Here is an 18,421-nt window from a genome sequence, read left to right on the forward strand (position 1 = left end):
GCGCAAGAACGTGCAGTTTGCGCAAGAACGTCCATCGTCTTCGACGCCGCTTCGGGGCTAGCTTCTGCCCTGTTGCGTCCGACACCGGGATGGTCGGGCAGCTTGCCGGGGCGCCAGGCGCCGATGTCGACCGTCTTGCCTTCATCCAGGCCCAATCGCGCAGGGAGCCGCCCTTGGACAATCCGCACCCCCCGCGCCACCCCTGGGCGGCCGTGACCTCGGTCGCGGCGGGGACTTTCGTTCTGGTGACGAGTGAGTTCCTGCCGATCGGCCTTCTGTCGCAGATCGCCGGCGATTTCGATGTCACCGCCGGGCGCGCCGGGCTTTTGGTGACGACGCCGGGCGTGGTGGCGGCGCTTTCGGCGCCGATCCTGGCGATCCTCGCCGGGGGGGCGGACCGCCGTCTGCTTTTGATCGGCTTTGCCCTGCTGATCCTGCTGTCCAATCTGATCGTCGGCATCGCGCCCAGCTTCGCGGTCGCCGTGGCGGGGCGGGCCCTCTTGGGGGTCAGCGTCGGGGGGCTTTGGACCTTTGCCGTGGCCGTCGGCCGCAAGCTTGTGACCGAGGACAAGGGCAATCGCGCGTCCTCGGTGATCATCGGCGGCATATCGGTCGGCACGGTCGTCGGCGTGCCTTTGGGTGCCGCGCTTGGCGCCGTCGAGGGCTGGCGTTTTGCCTTTTGCGCGATTTCGCTGCTGTGCCTCGCGGTCGGGGCGGCGCAGATGGCCTTTCTGCCGCCGATAAGAATGGCTGCGAAACAGACGCTTGCGGGGATGCGCGGGGTCTTGCGCAGTGGTGATCTCCTCTCGGCCTTTGCCGCCGCCATGCTGGCCGCTGCGGGCCATTTCGCGGCCTATACCTATTTGGAGCCGCGTCTGATCGAGGCGGGGGCCGGGGCAGGGGCCTTTGCCGCGCTGCTGGCGCTGTACGGCGCCGCCGGGATCGCCGGCACCCTGGTGGGCGAACGGTTGAGCGCCCGCGACCCGAAGCTGGGCTTTCTGATCGTGGTCCTGGCCATGGCGGCCGCGATCTCTCTGACCGGGCGGATCGACGGCGATCTGGTCAACCTCGCCGCCGCATTGGCGCTTTGGGGGGTCGCCTTCGGGGCGCTGCCGGTCACTCTCCAGATCTGGACCTATGCGGCCAAGCCCGAGGCCTTCGAGACCAGCTCTGCCCTGACGGTCACCGTCTTTCAGATCGCCGTCGCGGGTGGCTCTTTCGCCGGCGGCCTCTGTGTCACTGCCGGCGGTCTGTCGGCGGCCTTTCTGGCTGGCACCCTGCTCAACCTGGCCTGCGCCGCCCTCGTTGCCGCCCTTCTGCTGCGCGCCCACCGCCCTTTACGTCAAGGAGACCTGAAATGAACCGCTTTCCGGCGCTTGCCTTTGCCCTGACGGCCCTTGTGCCCCTGGCAGCCCAAGCCGACAACCCCGCGCCCGCCGTCGATCCCAGCCAGATCACCGACGCCGCCCTGGTCCAGTCCCTGCCGGGCTTTCGCGAGGGCAGGGCAGAGGTCAACGGCATCTCCCTGCATTATGTGGCCGGGGGAGAGGGGCCGCCGGTTTTCCTTCTGCCTGGATGGCCGCAGACCTGGTGGGAATGGCATCGGCTGATGCCGGAACTGGCGCGGACCCACCGCGTCGTCTCGATCGACCTGCGCGGCATGGGCGCCTCGGATCGGCCGGCGGCGGGCTATGAGAAGAAAAGCATGGCCAGCGACATCCATGCACTGGCCAAGGCGCTTGGCTATGACAAGGTCGATCTTGTCGGCCACGACATCGGGTCGATGGTCGCCTTCGCCTATGCCGCGAATTATCCCGAGGCCACCGGCAAGGTGGTCATGATGGATGTGCCGCATCCCGACGCTTCCCTGACCAGCTGGACGCTTCTGCCCGCCGTCGGGGCCTTTCGCGACAAGGCCGATGCCCAGCACGCCTATCCCTGGTGGTTCGCCTATCACCAGGTCAAGGGCCTGCCCGAGGAGCTGGGTGCCGGAAAGGCGGCCGTGACGCAGAAGTGGTTCTTCCATTACCTGATGCAGGACGACAGCAAGCTCGATGCGCGCGACCGCGCCGTCTATGCCGCCCATTACGACAGCGCCGATCAGATCCGGGCGGGCGATGCCTGGTATCAGGCCTTCCCGCAAGACATCCTGGACAACGAGTCCTATCCCAAGGTCACCGCCCCGATCCTGGCGCTGGGGGGGCCGGGCTATGCCTGGATGAAGGCCTCGCTCGCCATGCACGCCAGCGATGTGACCCTCGTGCAGGTGCCCGACACCGGCCACTTCATCCCCGACGAACAGCCCGCGCTGACCTTCACCCAGGTGTCCGGCTTTTTGAAATGACGCCCGGGCCCCTCGACATTCCCCCCATCCCCAAGGAGACCGCCATGCCCACCAATGAAGACGTCATCCGCGAACTTTACCGCACCGCCGAGGTCCGCGACATCGCGGCCTTTGTCGCCCTCTTTGCCGAGGAGGGCTATTTCTGGGATGTCTCTGCCGGGGCCAAATACTATGGCAAGGACATCGGCAAGACGGTCGAGATCTATGCCACCGCCTTTTCCGACATGCACCGCGAATTGGGGAATTTCTACATCACCGATGACGTGATCATCGTCGAACTGACGCTGAACGGCACCAATGACGGCCCGCTGGTCATGCCCGCCGGCACCTTGCCCGCCACGGGCCGGCAGATGCACGCGCCCTGCTGCGATGTCTTTCACCTCAAGGACGGCAAGGTGACCTCTTTCCACTGCTACACCGCCGCCACGGTGATCTTTGCCCAACTGGGGGTTCTGGGCAATCTTCAGGCCGCGCTGCAAGCGGCCTAGGGGCCTTTCGCGTTGAGGGGGTGCCGTGGTCGTATCGGGTTGCGACGCGGCGGCAGTCCTTGAGGCTCCCGAACATGATCTCGGTGCGGTTGCGTCGTTTGTAACGGCGGCGGCCGAAGCGGATTTTCTTCTCGCCCCGCAAGGCCGCCGCTCCTGTGTGATTGCTGCCTTCGCCGGCGGTCATGTAGAGCTTCAGCGGCCGCCCCTGGGACCAGCGTTGGCGCGGGGCTTGGTGTTCAGACCCCCTTCCATGCGCCCGATGGCCCTTTCACGCCCCCCTTTGTCGCACGCAGCCGCGGATGCGGGCCCTCCATGATCCGGGCAAAGACCAACATCCCGCTCCATCGCCTCCAGCGGTTGTACAGTGTCTTCGAAGGTCCATTTGCGCCTGTCTCAGACAGAACAAATTGCTTATCGAACAGGTCTCCTTCAGGAGGCTGAACCCTGAGACGAAAGTCAAATGGATGGGTCCTGACCTCAAGAAGACAGCACAGCCTTCGCACGCAGTCTTTGGCGGAATTTCTTTGGGCGCTCGCCAAACCTGTCGGAAAAAGCCTCGTAAAACCGTGAGATGGAGCCGAAGCCGGATTCGTAGACGATTTCGGTGATGGATTTGTCGGTCGAGATCAACAGCGATTGCGCCGTGTCCAGGCGATGGCGGGTGATGGCCTGGGTGATGCTTTGGCCGACGGAACGCTTGAACAGCGACATGGCATAGTTCGGATGCAGACCGCTGCTCGCGGCCACCGCTTCGGCCCGCACGTCGCCCAGGGCATGTTCGGCCACAAAGCGCAGCATGCGTTCAACATGTTCGATCCGCTCGGCGCCATGCGGGGCGAGGCTGGCAATCGCCGAGCCTTCCTCGCGCAGGTCGCGCCAGCCGTCACGCTCGACCCGCAGCACCCGCGCGGTCAGTTCATTGCGGATGATCTCGGTCAGGCTGGCATCGCCCGACAGCAATTCCTCGCGCCAGCGCAAGAAGATGTCGCGATCCCAGGCGGTCAGATGCATCGCCTCGATCACCGCGCCGCGAAACACCGCATCGCGAAACCGGCTAAGCGAGGCAAAGCCCAGGAACACCGACATCGGCACATAGAGACAGACGAACCGCGTCGGCTCCGCCCGCGCGATCACCTGATGCGGCACCATGCCCCAGAAGAGGCAAAGCCGGCCGGCATCGACGGTCAGCTCCCGCCCGTCGAACCAATAGGTCATCTGGCCTTCCAGCACGAAATTCAGCTCGATCTGGCTGTGCATATGCGGGCCCGGCATGCGCTGGACGTCGAGGGATTCCCCGGCGCAGAAGCGATGGTCGCCAAAGACCACCAGCGGGTGGCGCGGGTCATACTCGGGATGCGCCGGCGTGGATTCGTCGCGCGGATTGGCAAAGGCTCGGGTCTGGAATTGCGGAGGCACCTTAGAATCCCGGAAGTATTAGGCGGCATGTCGGTAGAGTTTACTGCATTTGCTGCCAAACTCAATCGCAACCGGATGCACCCAAGGAGGTGGGGTCTCTGGGGCAAGACCGAATATCGGTTTCAGGGAGGAAACCATGACATTGACCAAAGTCCTTGCCGGGCTGGCGCTCGGCGCAATTCTGATGGGCACGGCCGCCTTTGCCGGCGAGATCGTCATCAACTCGGACCAATCGGACCCGACGCCGAAAAAGGCGATGGAAGAGCTGATCGCCGATTTTCAGGCCAAGCATCCTGACATCACCGTGAAGTGGAACAACTTCGACCATGAAGGCTACAAGGCCGCGATCCGCAACTTTCTGACCGCCGATCCGCCGGATGTCGTCGCCTGGTATGCCGGCAACCGGATGGCGCCCTTCGTCTCGGCCGGGCTGTTCGAGGATGTCAGTGACGTCTGGGCCGCCAATGGTCTGGATGACCAGCTGAAATCGGCGGCAGCGTCGATGACCATCGACGGCAAGAAATGGGGCGTGCCCTATACCTACTACCAGTGGGGCATCTACTACCGCAAAGACATCTTCGCCCAGAATGGCATCACGCCCCCGAAGACCTGGGCTGAACTGCTGGCCGCCAGCGAAAAGCTGAAGGCCGCAGGCATTGCGCCTTTCACCATCGGCACCAAGGCCCTGTGGCCGACGGCGGGCTGGTTCGACTACCTGGATCTGCGGGTGAACGGCTATGAATTCCACATGGATCTGACGGCCGGCAAGATCCCCTACACCGATCCGCGCGTCAAAGCCGTGTTCGAGAAATGGGGAGAGCTGGTCAAGCCGGGCTATTTCATCGAGAACCACGCCGCGATCGATTGGCAGGATGCCATCCCGCAGATGGTACAGGGCAAGGCCGCGATGTATCTGATGGGCAACTTCGCGGTGGCCACGATGAAGGACGGCGGGCTGAAGGAAGACCAGATCGGTTTCCTGCAGTTCCCGGAGATCACCGCCGGTCTTCCGATGTCGGAAGAAGCGCCGACCGACACGTTCCATATCCCCTCCGGGGCGAAGAACAAGGCGGATGCCAAGGTGTTCCTGGCCTATCTCGCCTCGCCCGAGGCGCAGGCCAAGATGAACGCGACGCTGGGTCAGTTGCCGGTCAACAACCAGGCGGCAAAACCTTCCGATCCCTTCCTGGAAGCGGGCTTCACCATGCTGTCGAACGCCCATGCCCTGGCGCAGTTCTATGACCGCGATGCGCCCGCCGAAATGGCAAAGGCCGGGATGGAGGGCTTCCAGGAGTTCATGGTCAAGCCAGACGATCTGGACCGCATTCTCGAGCGGCTCGAGAAGATCCGCGCCAAGGTCTACAAGTAGGTCGGTCTCCTCCGCCGACCGCGGGGTTGCCTTCGGGCGACCCCGACCCGCTTCATTCAGAAGGTCGATATGCCCCACGATCCCCAGCCAGCCGGGTTCTGGAAACGGAACCAGATGAAGATCGCGCCCTATGTCTTTCTGGCACCGGGCGCCGTGATGTTCGTGATCTATGTGTTGAACCCGATCGTGCAATCCATCTGGATCAGCTTTCAGGACTGGGATGGCCTCGGGCCGAAGACCTGGGTTGGCCTCGCCAACTATGTCGAGCTTCTGGACGACGACACCTTCTATGTCGCCCTGAAGAACAACCTGCTCTGGCTTGGCCTTTACCTGCTGGCGATCCCGATGGGCCTCGCCGCGGCCTTGTTCCTGAACCAGAATGTCTGGGGCATCCGGTTTTACAAATCCCTGTTCTTCTTTCCCTTCGTGATCAGCCAGGTCGTCGTCGGCCTGATGTTCACCTGGTTCTATGCCCCGGATTTCGGCCTGTTTTCGCAGGTGATCAAATGGCTGACCGGCAGGGAGGTGGCGATCCTCGCCGACGAGCGTTTCGTGACCTATGGCATCATCGCGGCGGGCCTCTGGCCGCAGACCGCCTATTGCATGATCCTCTATTTGACCGGGCTGAACAATCTGAACGGCGAGCAGATCGAGGCGGCGCGGATGGACAATGCCCGCGGCTGGCGCTTGCTGCGCCATGTCATCCTGCCGCAACTGGCGCCTGCGACCTTCATCGCGATGGTCGTCACGGTGATCGGCGCGCTGCGCAGCTTCGATCTGGTGTCGATCATGACAGCGGGCGGGCCCTATGGCTCCAGCCAGGTGCTGTCCTACTTCATGTATGAACAGGCCTTGTCGGAATATGGCTACCGGATGGGATATGGGGCCGCCATCGCGGTGGTGCTGTTCCTGATCATGATGGTCTTCATCACGCTGTTCATCGTGCGGATGATCGCACAGGAAAGGAACCGCTGATGTTTCCGACCTCGGTCCAGAAAGCCTCGGCCCCGACCCGGCTTGCCTATCAGATCGCCTTGCCCATCGCCCTGGTGATCTGGCTGTTCCCGCTGATCGGCGTGGCCGTCACCTCGCTGCGGCCAGCCTCCGATCTGGCGGCGGGCAACTACTTTGGCGTGCCCTCGTCCATCGCCTTCGGGAACTACGCCGCGGTGTTCCGCGACAGCCCGATCGGCTGGTATATCCTGAACTCGTTCAAGGTGACGATCCCGACCGTGATCGGCGCGGTGGGCCTGTCCTGCCTGACCGGGTTTGCCCTGGCGGTCTACGGCTTTCGCGCCAATCTCTGGGTGTTCTTCGCCTTCGTGGCGGGCAACTTCATCCCGTTCCAGATCCTGATGGTGCCGGTGCGCGATCTGACCCTGCGCATGGGGCTTTATGACAGCACGCTGGGGCTGGTCCTGTTTCATGTGGCCTTCCAGACCGGGTTTTGCACGCTCTTCATGCGCAACTTCATCAAGGGCCTGCCTTTCGCCCTGATCGAAAGCGCCCGGGTGGAGGGCGTCAGCGAATGGCAGATCTTCCGCCATATCGTCCTGCCTCTGATGCGCCCGGCCATCGCGGCGCTGTCGGTGCTGGTCTTCACCTTCGTGTGGAACGACTACTTCTGGGCCACGGTCCTGGTGCAGGGCGAACACGCCATGCCGGTGACCGCGGGGCTTTACGCGCTGAACGGGCAATGGGTGGCGGCATGGCATCTGGTCTCGGCCGGGTCGATCGTCGCAGCCCTTCCCCCCGTGCTGATGTTTTTCCTGATGCAGCGGCATTTCATTGCCGGACTGACCCTTGGCGCGACCAAGGGCTGAAGAAAAGGAGCCTGTCATGGCCGGAGTGAGCCTGAGCGACGTCAAGAAGGATTTCGGTGCGATCAGCATCATCAAGGGCATCGACCTGGAGATCAGGGATGGCGAGTTTTGCGTCTTTGTCGGCCCCTCGGGCTGCGGCAAATCCACCTTGCTGCGGATGATCGCGGGGCTGGAGGAGATCACCCAGGGCGCGCTGCGCATCGGCGGTCGCGACATGACAAGGGTTGGCCCCTCTGATCGCGGCGTGGCGATGGTGTTTCAAAGCTATGCGCTTTACCCCCATATGACGGTGGGCGAGAACATCGGCTTCGGCCTGCGGATGACCGGCCACGACAAGGCCGAGATTGCCAAGCGCACGGCTGAGGCCGCAAGGATGCTGCAGCTTGAACCCTTGCTGGCGCGCAAGCCCGGCCAGCTGTCGGGCGGGCAGCGTCAAAGGGTGGCCATCGGCCGCGCCATCGTGCGCAATCCCGAAGTCTTCCTCTTCGATGAGCCCTTGTCCAACCTCGATGCCTCCCTGCGGGTGCAGATGCGGGGCGAGATCTCGCGGCTGCATCAGGATCTTGGCGCGACGATGATCTATGTCACCCATGATCAGGTCGAGGCGATGACGATGGCCGACAAGATCGTCGTGCTGTCGGCGGGCCGGATCGAGCAGGTCGGCAGCCCCCTGGAACTTTATCACCGTCCGAAGAACCTCTTCGTTGCGGGTTTCATCGGCAGCCCGAAGATGAACTTCATTCCGGTGGACGCCCGCCCCGCAGGCGGCGGCATCCTGGTGACCCTGCCCGGCGGCGCGGAGTTGCAGCTGGAGGGGACCCTCGCCACCGCGGGCCCGATGACCTTGGGCCTGCGCCCCGAACATGCCGATGCCAATGGCGTGGGCGATACCGTCCTGTCGGCAAAGGTGCATCTGGCCGAACATCTGGGGTCGGAAACCCTGTTTTTCGCCGGCCTCGCCGATGGCAGCGAGATGGCCGTGAAGGCCGGGGGGCTGGCCCCCGAACGGCCCGGCGACAGCATGCAGATCGGCGTTCCGGCCCGGGCCTGCCATTTGTTTGACGCCCACGGCAATGCCGTGCTGAACGGGGATCTGACGCGCTGATGCTGGGAGTTTGCTATTACCCCGAACACTGGGACGAGGGCCGCTGGGCCACGGATGCGCGCCGGATGCGCGAACTTGGCATCTCTTACGTCCGGATCGGCGAATTTGCCTGGTCGCGGATCGAGCCGCAGCGCGACCAGTTCCATTTCGACTGGCTGGACCGCGCGATGGATGTGCTGCACGAAGCCGGGCTGAAGATCGTCCTTGGCACACCCACCGCCACACCGCCGAAATGGCTGGTCGACGAATGCCCGGACATTCTGCCCTACGACGAACAGGGGCGGCTGCGCGGCTTCGGCTCGCGCCGGCATTACACGATGTCGTCAAAGACCTGGTGGCGGGAAAGCGCGCGGATCGTCACGGCGATGGCGAAGCGCTATGGCGATCATCCCGGTCTGGTCGGCTGGCAGACCGACAATGAATATGGCTGCCACGACACCACCCTGTCCTGGGGCCCCGAGGATCTGCGCGCCTTCCAGGACTGGCTGCGCCGGCGCTATCAATCCTGCGATCAGCTGAACGAGGCCTGGGGCGCGGTGTTCTGGTCGATGGAGGTTACCGATTTCGCGCAGGTCTCGCTGCCGAACCTGACCGTGACCGAAGCCAACCCGGCGCATCGGATGGATTTCTGGCGGTTCCACTCCGATCAGGTCGCAGCCTATGACCAGATGCAATGCGACATCATCCGCGCCCATTCGCCAGGCCGCTGGATCACCCACAATTTCATGGGCTTCGTCTCGGATTTCGACCATTTTGCGGTGGGGGATCACCTGGATCTGGCCTCGTGGGACAGCTACCCGATCGGCTTTGTGGAGAAATTTCCGTTCTCGGAAGCCGAGCGCAACCGCTGGGCCGAAACCTCGCATCCCGACATCGCGCCCTGGCACCACGACCTCTACCGCGGTGTCGGGCGTGGGCGGTTCTGGGTGATGGAGCAACAGCCCGGCCCGGTCAACTGGGCCGCCTGGAACCCGGTGCCCAAGCCCGGCATGGTGCGGCTCTGGACATGGGAAGCCTTGGCGCATGGGGCGGAGGTGGTCAGCTATTTCCGCTGGCGTCAGGCCCCCTTTGCCCAGGAACAGTACCACGCCGGCCTCAACCTGCCGGGGGCGGACCGATTGTCGCCCGGCGGGCTTGAGGCAGGCCAGGTCGCGCGCGACATCGCAGAGCTTGGCCCGCTGCCCGCCGTGCAGCAGGCCCCGGTGGCCATCGTCTTCGACTATGCCAGCTACTGGGCGACGATGGTCCAGCCCCAGGGCCGCGATTTCCGGTATGAGGAGCTCGCCTTCCGCTGGTACGAGGCCCTGCGCCGCCGCGGCCTCGATGTCGATGTGGTCCGCCCCGGTGCGGCCTTGGACGGCTATGCGGCGGTGATCGTGCCGACGATGATCCATGTGACCGATGCCGCGCTGGCGGCACTGGAGGCGGCGCAGGGAATCGTGCTGATCGGCCCGCGCAGCGGCTCGCGCGATCGCAGGTTTGCCGTGCCGGGCGACCTGCCGCCCGGTCCGCTGCAGGCCCTGACCCGGAACCGCGTGATCGAGGTCGCCTCGCTGCGCCCCGGCCTGCAGCAAAGGGTCGAGGGTGCGGTGCAGGGCCATGCCATCCGCTGGCGCGACCATGCCGAGAGTGCGGCAGAGGTGCTGGCCCGCTTTGACGATGGCGGCCCCGCGCTGACCCGGCAGGACAACATCCTGCACCTTCTGTGCTGGCCGGATGAGGCGCTGCTCGGCGGGGTGATGGATCTGCTTTGCATCGCCGCAGGCCTGCAGACCATGGCGCTGCCCGAACAGATCCGCCTGCGCCGGCGCGGTGATCTGTGGTTCTTCACCAATTACGGCCCCGCTTCCTGGACCCTGCCCGAAGGCTTTGACTGCCTGCTGGGCAGCCCTGACCTTTCGCCCCACAGCGTCACCGTGGCGAGGGCCACACCCCAACCGAAAGAGGTCTGAGCCATGCCGCAATGGCGTCTGGACACCAGCCACCAAACCCTTGTTCTGGCCAGCACGGGGGCCTTGCCCCAGTTGGTCTATTGGGGCACGCCGCTGCCCGCCTCCGAAGATCTGGAGGCCCTCGCGCTGTCGCAGGTCTCCGATCTGACCGGGGGGATGCTGGACCGTTTGCCCGATCTGTCGCTCTGCCCGCTGCCGGGGTCGGACTGGCAGGGCCAGCCCGGCATGGTGATCTCCGAGGTGGACGGTCGCCAGATCACCCCGCGCTTCCGGTTCGAGGGGGCCGAGGTGGCACCTGACAGGCTGACCCTGCACAGCACGGCCGAGGGCCTGCGCCTCAGCCACCACTTCACCGCCCATGCCAGTGGCATGCTGGCCATGTCGACCGCCCTTCACGCGGATCGCCCGGTGCGTTTGCAATGGCTGGCAGCGCCGGTGCTGCCCATCCCCGCCTTGGGCTCCGAGATGATCGACGTCGCGGGCAAATGGCTGGGCGAGTTTCAGCTGCAGCGCCAGCCCTGGTCCGTCGGGGCCCGCCTGCGCGAGGCGCGCACCGGGCGCTCGGGCCAGGAACATCCGCCCTATGCGCTGTTCCCCGAACCCGGCTGCACCAACACCGCCGGCACCCTGCGCATGCTGCACTACGCCTGGTCGGGCGGGCATCGCATGGTGGCCGAGGAACTGCCGGACGGGCGGCGCCAGGTGCAGTTCGGCCACGCCTGGGGCGCCGAGCTTGAAACCGGCACAAGCTTTCGCTCTGCCGAGCTGCTGGCGGTCGTGTCGGACAGCGGGCTGAACGGCGCAGCCCGCGTCTTCCAGCGCGACATGCGCAACCGTGTGGTCCACTGGCCCGACCCGGCCCGGCCGCGCCCGGTGCATTACAACTGCTGGGAGGCGGTCTATTTCGATCACGACCTCGCCACCCTGTCCGATATCGCGACGCGGGCCGCCCGCCTTGGCGCCGAGCGTTTCGTGCTGGACGATGGCTGGTTCGGGCGGCGCGACAATGACACCTCCAGCCTCGGCGACTGGACGGTGGATCGCCGCAAATGGCCGCAGGGTCTGCATCCGCTGATCCGCCACGTCCAGGACCTCGGCATGACCTTCGGCCTCTGGGTCGAACCCGAGATGATCAACGCCGACAGCGAGCTTTACCGCGCGCATCCCGACTGGATCCTGGGGCGCGCCGATCAGACCACAGGGCGCAACCAGCTGGTGCTGAACCTCGGGCTGCAGGCGGTGCAGGACCACCTTTTCGGCGTGCTGTACGCACTGCTGCGCGAATATCCGATCGACTACCTGAAATGGGATCACAACCGGCTTCTGCCGGTGGTGGATGCCGCACAGGGCAGGGGCATCTATGCCCTGATGGCCCGTCTGCGCGCCGCCCATCCGCGGGTCGAGCTGGAAAGCTGCGCCTCGGGCGGCGGGCGGATCGACGCGGGGATCCTCGCCCATACCCATCGCGTCTGGCTGTCCGATTGCCTCGATCCGATCGAGCGGTTGCGCATCCAGCACGACGCGGCGCTGTTCCTGCCGTCTTGCCTGGTCGGCAGCCATGTGGGGGCCCGCAAGTCCCATACCACGGGCCGCGTGCATCCGATGTCGCTGCGCGCCTGGGTGGCCGCCACCCGTCACTTCGGCTTCGAGATGGACCTGCGCGCGCTGGATGCGGAGGAGGCGCAGATCCTGGGCCGCGTCACCACCTGGTGGAAGGCCAACCGCGATTGGCTGATGCAGGCCGCGACCCTGCGGCTTGACAGTGCTGACCCCGCCGTGATCGCCGAACTGCAGATCGCCGAGGACGGGGCGCGCTTTGTTCTGGCTTCCGCCCAGATGGAGTGCAGCCGGCAGATCCTGCCGAAAACCCTGCGCCTGACCGGGCTTGACCCGACAGCGTTGTACGAGATCCGCCTGCTCAACCCGGAGGACGCCCCACCGCAATCGCGCGCGCGCTGCGCCCTGGCAACCGGCGCGCTGCGCCTGAGCGGCACGGCGCTGATGGCACAGGGCATCCTGCTGCCCGTCGCCTGGCCCGCATCCGTCTGGATGCTGGAAGGCCGGAAAGTATCTCTGTAAGATTGCAAAACTGGCATGAACGAATTGGGTTTGGGGTGGCGCAAAAGGCAACTCACCACGCCAGTTCATGTTTCTTGGCGAGGCTCGTAGGCAGGAAAACAGCAAACGAATGACGGCGTTTCGCCCATCGCTTCGATGAGAGCGAAGGAGGCTGCCGCCGCGTTCCGGTCCTTTCACCTGTAGGACAGTCCGACCGACAGGAACTCGGCCCCAACACGGGGTCTGCTCCGCTATCCTCCGCAGATGCATATCCTTCGGGGCAGTCCATTGGACAACCCATCCTGCATGTCCCTTCCGGGTCCTTGCCCGCATTGACATGGGCGGCAACCAACTTGACCTGCGACCCCGCCCGGATCAAGCGGAGGTCAAGCTCTCGGGATGCCTGAAGATGTTCGTCGAGGGTTAAGCCGAGTTCTTTGGCGAGCCAACCATCAGCCTGTCGCCACTTTCGTCTATCAAGTATACATAATCTTTATTATCGGATGATCCTGTGTAAGCGGGGTACGCGCTATTCTGGAATGCGACTTTTCATGGTTCCCTGAGGTTTGGGACCGAGAAAGGAGCTGAGAATGAAGACCCGCTTTTCGCATCTTTCCATTTCTGAGCGGCGCAAGATCGAGCGCTGGCGACAGGCGAAACTCTCCCCCGATGAAATGGCGCGCAGGCTCGGGCGGCATCGGTCCACCATCTTCCGAGAGCTCCGGCGGAATCGCTTCGTCGATGCGGAACTGCCGGATCTGAACGGCTATTGGGGGCTGATTGCCCAAGGAAAGGCCGATGGGCGCAGGTTGAGACGGCGTAAACTCCTGCGTGCGGCCAAGTTGCGTGAGCGCGTTGAACACTGCCTGAACTGCGGTTGGACGCCCGAACAGATCGCGGGCCGGATGCGCTATGAGGGCGCGCCGGAGCGGGTCTGTCAGGAGACGATCTACCGCCACATCTATTCCGACGAAGGCCGGAGTTCGCAGCTCTGGCGGCACCTTCCATCCGGCCGTCGCCGTCGCCGTGGATACCGCCTGCGCAAGCGCCCGCCGCCGAAATTCGCTCCGGAACTCAGTATCCTGTTCCGTCCCGATGTAGTTGCCCACCGCCAGGAGTTTGGGCATTGGGAAGGTGACCTGGTCCTCTTTCGCCAGAAGTTTGGCGCCGCCAATATCACGACGCTGATTGAACGGATGAGCCGGTTTCTTGTGGTCCTGAAGAACCCCGAGAAGCGAACGAAGCCGATCATGGCGCAGATCGCCAAGGCTCTTGGCCCCCTGCCCCAGAAAGCCCGCCGCTCCGTCACCTTCGACCGCGGGTCAGAGTTCGTGGATTGGCCGCATCTTCAGGCCCGGACCGGCGCGCAGACATGGTTCTGCGACCCGCAAGCACCGTGGCAAAAGGGCGCCATCGAACATGCCAACAAGCGTCTGCGGCGCTGGTTGCCGCGCGACACCGACCCCGGGAGCCTCTCCCAAGAGGACCTCCGCCAGCTCTGTGCGGCCCTGAACGAAACTCCACGAAAGTGACTCGGCTTCTGCACCCTGCCGAAGTGTTTCGCGCCAATGTCCTCGGACGCGGGCATCGAAAGGCCAAACTCTCCACCAAACCAAAGTCGCATATGGGGTAGCGCGTTCAGTCTCCAAACGGCGGCTGAATCGCGCCTCAGACCCAAGATCAATGGGTCATGACGCTAGTGCCCTAGGACCTGAGAGAGAAACAGCTTGGTTCGATCGTTCCGGGGCGAATTGAAGAAGATGTCGGGGGACGCCTCCTCGACGATTTCCCCTTTGTCCATGAAGATGACCCGATCTGCCACCTTGCGGGCAAAACCCATTTCGTGGGTGACACAGACCATCGTCATCCCCTCGGTAGCAAGGGCCACCATCACGTCCAGAACCTCGGCAATCATTTCCGGATCGAGCGCCGAGGTGGGCTCGTCGAACAACAGGATGCCGGGTTGCATGCAAAGCGCGCGGGCGATTGCAACGCGCTGCTGCTGACCCCCCGAAAGTTGGCCGGGATATTTGGCCGCCTGATCCAGAATGCGCACCTTTGCGAGATACTTCAGCGCCAGAGCCTCGGCATCGGCGCGCGGCGACTTGCGCACCAGCATGGGGGCCAGGGTGCAGTTTTCCAGCACCGTCATGTGTGGGAACAGATTGAAATGCTGAAACACCATGCCCACTTCGCGGCGGATCTCGTCGATCGAGGCAAGGTTGTCGTCCAGCAGCGTGCCGAAGACGCGGATGTCGCCGCTATCGTGTTCTTCCAGCTGGTTGATGCAGCGGATCATGGTTGACTTGCCCGATCCGGAGGGGCCGCAGACCACGACGCGTTCACCCTTGCGCACGGTCAGCGAAATACCGCGCAGGGCCTGGAATGTACCGTAGAACTTGTTCAGATCGCGGATGTCGATGGCGGGGGCGTTCAGGTCCATTGTGTCATTCCTTGCGATGTCCGGTGTTCATCCGGGCCTCGAGGAACGCGCCATAGCGCGACAGGCCGAAGACGAAGACGAAGTAGATGGCGGCGACAAAGGCGTAGACCTCGGCATAGGCGAACTTCCATTCGCCGGTCTTGTAGGCGGTGTTGCCGGCGGCCAGAAGTTCGATGAAGCCGACCACCACGATCAGCGAGGTTTCCATGAAGGCCACGACGAACTGGTTGATCGTGGCGGGCAAGGCGAGGCGGAACGCCTGTGGCAACACAACCCGCGACATCCGGCTCCAATAGGTGAGGCCCAGGGCCTTGGCGGCTTCTTCCTGACCGCGCGGAATGCCTTGCAGCCCCCCCCTGATGATCTCGGCCTGGTAGGCCGCGAAGAAAAGGGCCGCGCCGAAAATGACCCGGTACAGTTTTTCGCCGATCAGGAAGCCGGGAAGCATGAAGGGCAGCACGATGGCGGCGGTGAAGAGAATCGAGAGGAGCGGAAGCGACCGTACGGTATCGATGATCCAGCCGGTGACCCGTGCCACGACCGGCAAGTCGGACCGGCGCATCAGGGCCAGGACGATGGCCAAAGGCATGCCGATGACGCCGGTGGCGACAAAGACGAAGAGCGTCAGCGGCAAGCCCCCCCATTGTTGTTCGTTGACAAGGTTCAGCCCGAGAACCCCGCCGCGCATCAACAGGTAGAACACAAGTGTACCCAGGCCCCATGTCAGGGCGAGACGGCCAAAGCCCCACATGCGCGGCAGGCAGGACAGCACAATCACCACGGCGACGACAACGCAGGCCAGGGCGGGGCGCCATTGGTCGTCATAGGGGTATATTCCGAACAGGATGACCCGCCAGCGCACCGCGATGACAGACCAGCAGGCCCCGCCGCGGGCAGCACATTCCGCCTGCCCGGCCGTGGCCGAGAACGTGGCGTCAAACACCGCCCAGTTTCCGATCCGGACCGCAAGGAATATCAGGATGGCAAGGCTCGCGGCTGTCATCAGGATCGAGGGGATCGATCCGAAATAATCCTTGCGGAGGCGTTTCCAGAAGGTTTTCGGAGGGCGTTGCAAAGTGGGGGTCATGCCGCACCGCCCATGTTGTGACCCTTCAGGGTGATGGCACGGTTGACCCGGTTCAGAACCGCCGCAAGGGTGAAGTTGATCGCGAGGAACCCGCCCATGAGGATGCCGATCAGTTCAAGCGTTTGCCCCGAATGGGTGATCGAACTGGCAATGACCATGAAGAAATCCGAAAAGCCCACTGCAATTCCCAGGGTGGTCGCCTTGATCAGCCAGACATACTGGTTGATCAGGATGGGCAGCATCGCCCGGAAGGCAAGTGGCAGCCGGACCCGCGAGAAAACCTGCCAGGGCGAAAGACCAAGAGCGCGGGCGGCCTCGACCTGGCCACGGCCAACGGCCTTGAACCCCCCGCGGACGATCTCGCCGACATAGGCCCCGCCATAGGTCATGATGGCGATGGCGAGGCAGGCGAATTCCGGCTGGATGCGGATGCCCCCTTCCATCCGCAACCCCTGTTTCTGGGGCAATGAAAGCCATGGCGCGCCATAGGAATGCGTCAGCAGCACGACAGTGGCCGCGCCAAGCAGCGTCAGGGCCAGCATCGCCAGCGCAAGCCCGCGGCGTGGCCCACGCTCCATCCGTTTCAGCCTGCCCGACAGAGAGATCCACATCGCAAGCCCCGCTCCCACCAACAGGATCGCGCCGCAGGCCATGGCTGACCCGTAGGGAATGGCAAGACCCGGCAGATAAAGCCCGCGCGCACTGAGGAGAGCAGGGCCGAGCGACAAGGCTTCGCGCGGGCTGGGCAGGGCGTTTGCCAACGCATACCAAAAGAAGAGCTGCAAGATCAGCGGAAGGTTGCGGAAGATCTCGATATAGACGGTGGCCAGAAGGCGCGCGGCCGGATTTTGCCCGGATCGCATCAGACCAACGCCAAGCCCGATCACCGTTGCTCCGCCAAGCCCCAGCAGCCCCATGGCCAGCGTGTTCAACAATCCCAGCACCAGAAACCACCAATAGGGATCTTCGGGCGCGGCGGGCAACAGGGTGAAGTTCATCTCCCAGCCCGTGCTTTTCCACAGGAAATCAAAACCGGAGGACATGCCTTGCGCAGACAGATTGGCATGGGCCGTCCAGATTGCGCCAAGAACTGTGAGGCAGAGCCCAGACAGAAACGCGGCCTGCACAGCAAATCTGCGCGCCGATCTGCTGTGCCAGAGGGATCCTGAAGACATGGCTGACCTGTGAAATCTGGAAAATGGGGAGCCGCGCCGGAGAGTCCGACGCGGCCCCTTCGGGTCGGTCGATCAGTCGATCACGAAGGGGTAAAGCACCCCGCCCGCGTTCCACAGTGCCGTCAGGTCGCGCGGCATCTTGTAGGGCGAGCCCTGCCCGAGGCTGCGCTCGAAGATCTCGGAATAGTTTCCGACCTTCTTGATCACATTGTAGGCCCAGTCATCGGAGAGGCCCAGGCCCTTGCCCATGCCGGGATTCACCCCCAGCAACTTGCCGATGGCGGGGGTCGGCGGTTTGGCCCTGATCTCGTCGACATTGGCCGAGGTGATCCCTTCCTGCTCTGCGAAGAGCAACACCGACAGCGTCCAGTTGGCGATATCGACCCAGTTGTCATCGCCCTGCCGCATGATCATCACTTCGGGTTCAACTGCCAGAACGTCGGGCAGCAGGACATGGGCATCCGGATTTTTGGATTGCGACGCGGCGATGGCCAGGACCGGCCCCCATTGGGCATAGGTATCGCAGCGACCCGAGAAATAGGCGGCCTCCACCTCTTCATTCTTCTCGATGGCCACGATCTCCATCTTGATGCCCTTGGCCGCCAGATAGGCACTGACCTGAGCTTCGGTCGAGGTGGCGGCAGGCACGCAGATCGTGCCGCCTTCAGCATCTTTCAGGCTCTTCAGGTTCAGTTCCTTGTGCGCCATGACCTTGGTGGTGCCAAGGTAATAGGAGTTCGAGAATTGGAACCCCAGATCGGTGTCGCGCGACAGCGTGCCGCCCGAGGCCTTGATCACGATGTCGATGTCACCCGATTGCAGCGAGGGCCAGCGCTGCGCCCAGTCGATCGGGATGATATTGGCCTTCGACGGATCGCCGAAGATTGCCACGGTCATTGCCCGGCACAACTCGATGTCGATGCCTTTCCAGACGCCCTTGGAATCCACCTCGGCAAAGCCAAGATAGGACCCGATGTCGCCGGGGCAATTGAGGGTGCCGCGGGCCTTTACGGTCTTCAGCGTGTCGCCATTGTCGGCCAGTGCCGCCAGCGGCGTCAGGGCCAGTGCCCCGAACGCGAGGGTCGTCGTCTTCAACCAGTTCATTCGTGCCACTCCCATGTTGGCTTCCGGTGCAGGCAATATTTGACTTTCACCGACCGG

Annotated in this window: 14 protein-coding genes and 2 pseudogenes; 10 read left to right on the plus strand and 6 right to left on the minus strand. The window is 63.9% G+C overall.

Annotation, left to right across the window (positions count from 1 at the left end; translation table 11 throughout):
* The first annotated feature begins 173 nt into the window (after positions 1-173).
* The 3 genes from AC1DZT_RS11865 to AC1DZT_RS11875 are packed head-to-tail and all read left to right on the plus strand — an operon-like array spanning position 174 to position 2,832.
* Positions 174-1,361: an MFS transporter gene (locus AC1DZT_RS11865; protein ID WP_478006845.1), complete on the plus strand. Its 1,188-nt coding sequence runs from the start codon at positions 174-176 to the stop codon at positions 1,359-1,361.
* On the plus strand, positions 1,358-2,344 hold the full coding sequence (locus AC1DZT_RS11870) for an alpha/beta fold hydrolase (protein ID WP_478006846.1): 987 nt from the start codon (positions 1,358-1,360) through the stop codon (positions 2,342-2,344). Before AC1DZT_RS11865 ends, AC1DZT_RS11870 begins: the two co-directional genes overlap by 4 nt.
* 44 nt (positions 2,345-2,388) lie before the next feature.
* Positions 2,389-2,832, plus strand: a complete 444-nt coding sequence (locus AC1DZT_RS11875) for a nuclear transport factor 2 family protein (RefSeq protein ID WP_478006847.1) — start codon at positions 2,389-2,391, stop codon at positions 2,830-2,832.
* A gap of 28 nt (positions 2,833-2,860) precedes the next feature.
* Here AC1DZT_RS11875 and AC1DZT_RS11880 read toward each other — a convergent pair.
* Together AC1DZT_RS11880 and AC1DZT_RS11885 are read right to left on the minus strand one after the other, a co-directional pair.
* Positions 2,861-3,212: pseudogene (locus tag AC1DZT_RS11880) on the minus strand (transposase family protein); the annotation flags it as partial.
* A gap of 97 nt (positions 3,213-3,309) precedes the next feature.
* Positions 3,310-4,248 carry a helix-turn-helix domain-containing protein gene (locus AC1DZT_RS11885; RefSeq protein ID WP_478006848.1) on the minus strand — a complete coding sequence of 313 codons (939 nt, stop codon included), beginning with the start codon at positions 4,246-4,248 and terminating at the stop codon, positions 3,310-3,312.
* A gap of 136 nt (positions 4,249-4,384) precedes the next feature.
* Here AC1DZT_RS11885 and AC1DZT_RS11890 point away from each other — a divergent pair, with 136 nt between their 5' ends.
* The 7 genes and pseudogenes from AC1DZT_RS11890 (at position 4,385) to AC1DZT_RS11920 (ending at position 14,188) form a co-directional block, all read left to right on the plus strand.
* Positions 4,385-5,617 (plus strand): ABC transporter substrate-binding protein, encoded by a 1,233-nt coding sequence (locus tag AC1DZT_RS11890; RefSeq protein ID WP_478006849.1) that lies wholly within the window; start codon positions 4,385-4,387, stop codon positions 5,615-5,617.
* 69 nt (positions 5,618-5,686) lie between these two features.
* Positions 5,687-6,592 (plus strand): carbohydrate ABC transporter permease, encoded by a 906-nt coding sequence (locus AC1DZT_RS11895; protein WP_478006850.1) that lies wholly within the window; start codon positions 5,687-5,689, stop codon positions 6,590-6,592.
* Positions 6,592-7,440 (plus strand): carbohydrate ABC transporter permease, encoded by an 849-nt coding sequence (locus AC1DZT_RS11900; protein ID WP_478006851.1) that lies wholly within the window; start codon positions 6,592-6,594, stop codon positions 7,438-7,440. The genes AC1DZT_RS11895 and AC1DZT_RS11900 overlap by 1 nt, the downstream gene beginning before the upstream one ends.
* Positions 7,441-7,456: 16 nt before the next feature.
* A complete protein-coding gene (locus tag AC1DZT_RS11905; RefSeq protein ID WP_478006852.1) occupies positions 7,457-8,545 on the plus strand; it encodes an ABC transporter ATP-binding protein in 1,089 nt (362 codons plus the stop codon).
* On the plus strand, positions 8,545-10,497 hold the full coding sequence (locus AC1DZT_RS11910; RefSeq protein ID WP_478006853.1) for a beta-galactosidase: 1,953 nt from the start codon (positions 8,545-8,547) through the stop codon (positions 10,495-10,497). The genes AC1DZT_RS11905 and AC1DZT_RS11910 overlap by 1 nt, the downstream gene beginning before the upstream one ends.
* 3 nt (positions 10,498-10,500) lie before the next feature.
* Positions 10,501-12,576, plus strand: a complete 2,076-nt coding sequence (locus tag AC1DZT_RS11915) for an alpha-galactosidase (RefSeq protein WP_478006854.1) — start codon at positions 10,501-10,503, stop codon at positions 12,574-12,576.
* A gap of 569 nt (positions 12,577-13,145) precedes the next feature.
* Positions 13,146-14,188 (plus strand): annotated as a pseudogene (locus AC1DZT_RS11920) (IS30 family transposase).
* A gap of 63 nt (positions 14,189-14,251) precedes the next feature.
* Here the strand turns inward: AC1DZT_RS11920 and AC1DZT_RS11925 are convergent.
* From AC1DZT_RS11925 to AC1DZT_RS11940, 4 genes are all read right to left on the minus strand, one after another.
* Positions 14,252-14,998, minus strand: coding sequence for an amino acid ABC transporter ATP-binding protein (locus AC1DZT_RS11925; RefSeq protein WP_478006855.1), 747 nt, complete (start codon positions 14,996-14,998; stop codon positions 14,252-14,254).
* 4 nt (positions 14,999-15,002) lie between these two features.
* Positions 15,003-16,085 (minus strand): amino acid ABC transporter permease, encoded by a 1,083-nt coding sequence (locus AC1DZT_RS11930; RefSeq protein WP_478006856.1) that lies wholly within the window; start codon positions 16,083-16,085, stop codon positions 15,003-15,005.
* Positions 16,082-17,128: an ABC transporter permease subunit gene (locus AC1DZT_RS11935; RefSeq protein WP_478006857.1), complete on the minus strand. Its 1,047-nt coding sequence runs from the start codon at positions 17,126-17,128 to the stop codon at positions 16,082-16,084. Before AC1DZT_RS11935 ends, AC1DZT_RS11930 begins: the two co-directional genes overlap by 4 nt.
* Before the next feature lie 204 nt (positions 17,129-17,332).
* Positions 17,333-18,364 (minus strand): amino acid ABC transporter substrate-binding protein, encoded by a 1,032-nt coding sequence (locus AC1DZT_RS11940; protein ID WP_478006858.1) that lies wholly within the window; start codon positions 18,362-18,364, stop codon positions 17,333-17,335.
* Between the last annotated feature and the right edge of the window lie 57 nt (positions 18,365-18,421).

The sequence above is a fragment of the Rhodobacter sp. P1_C2 genome (assembly GCF_056406375.1).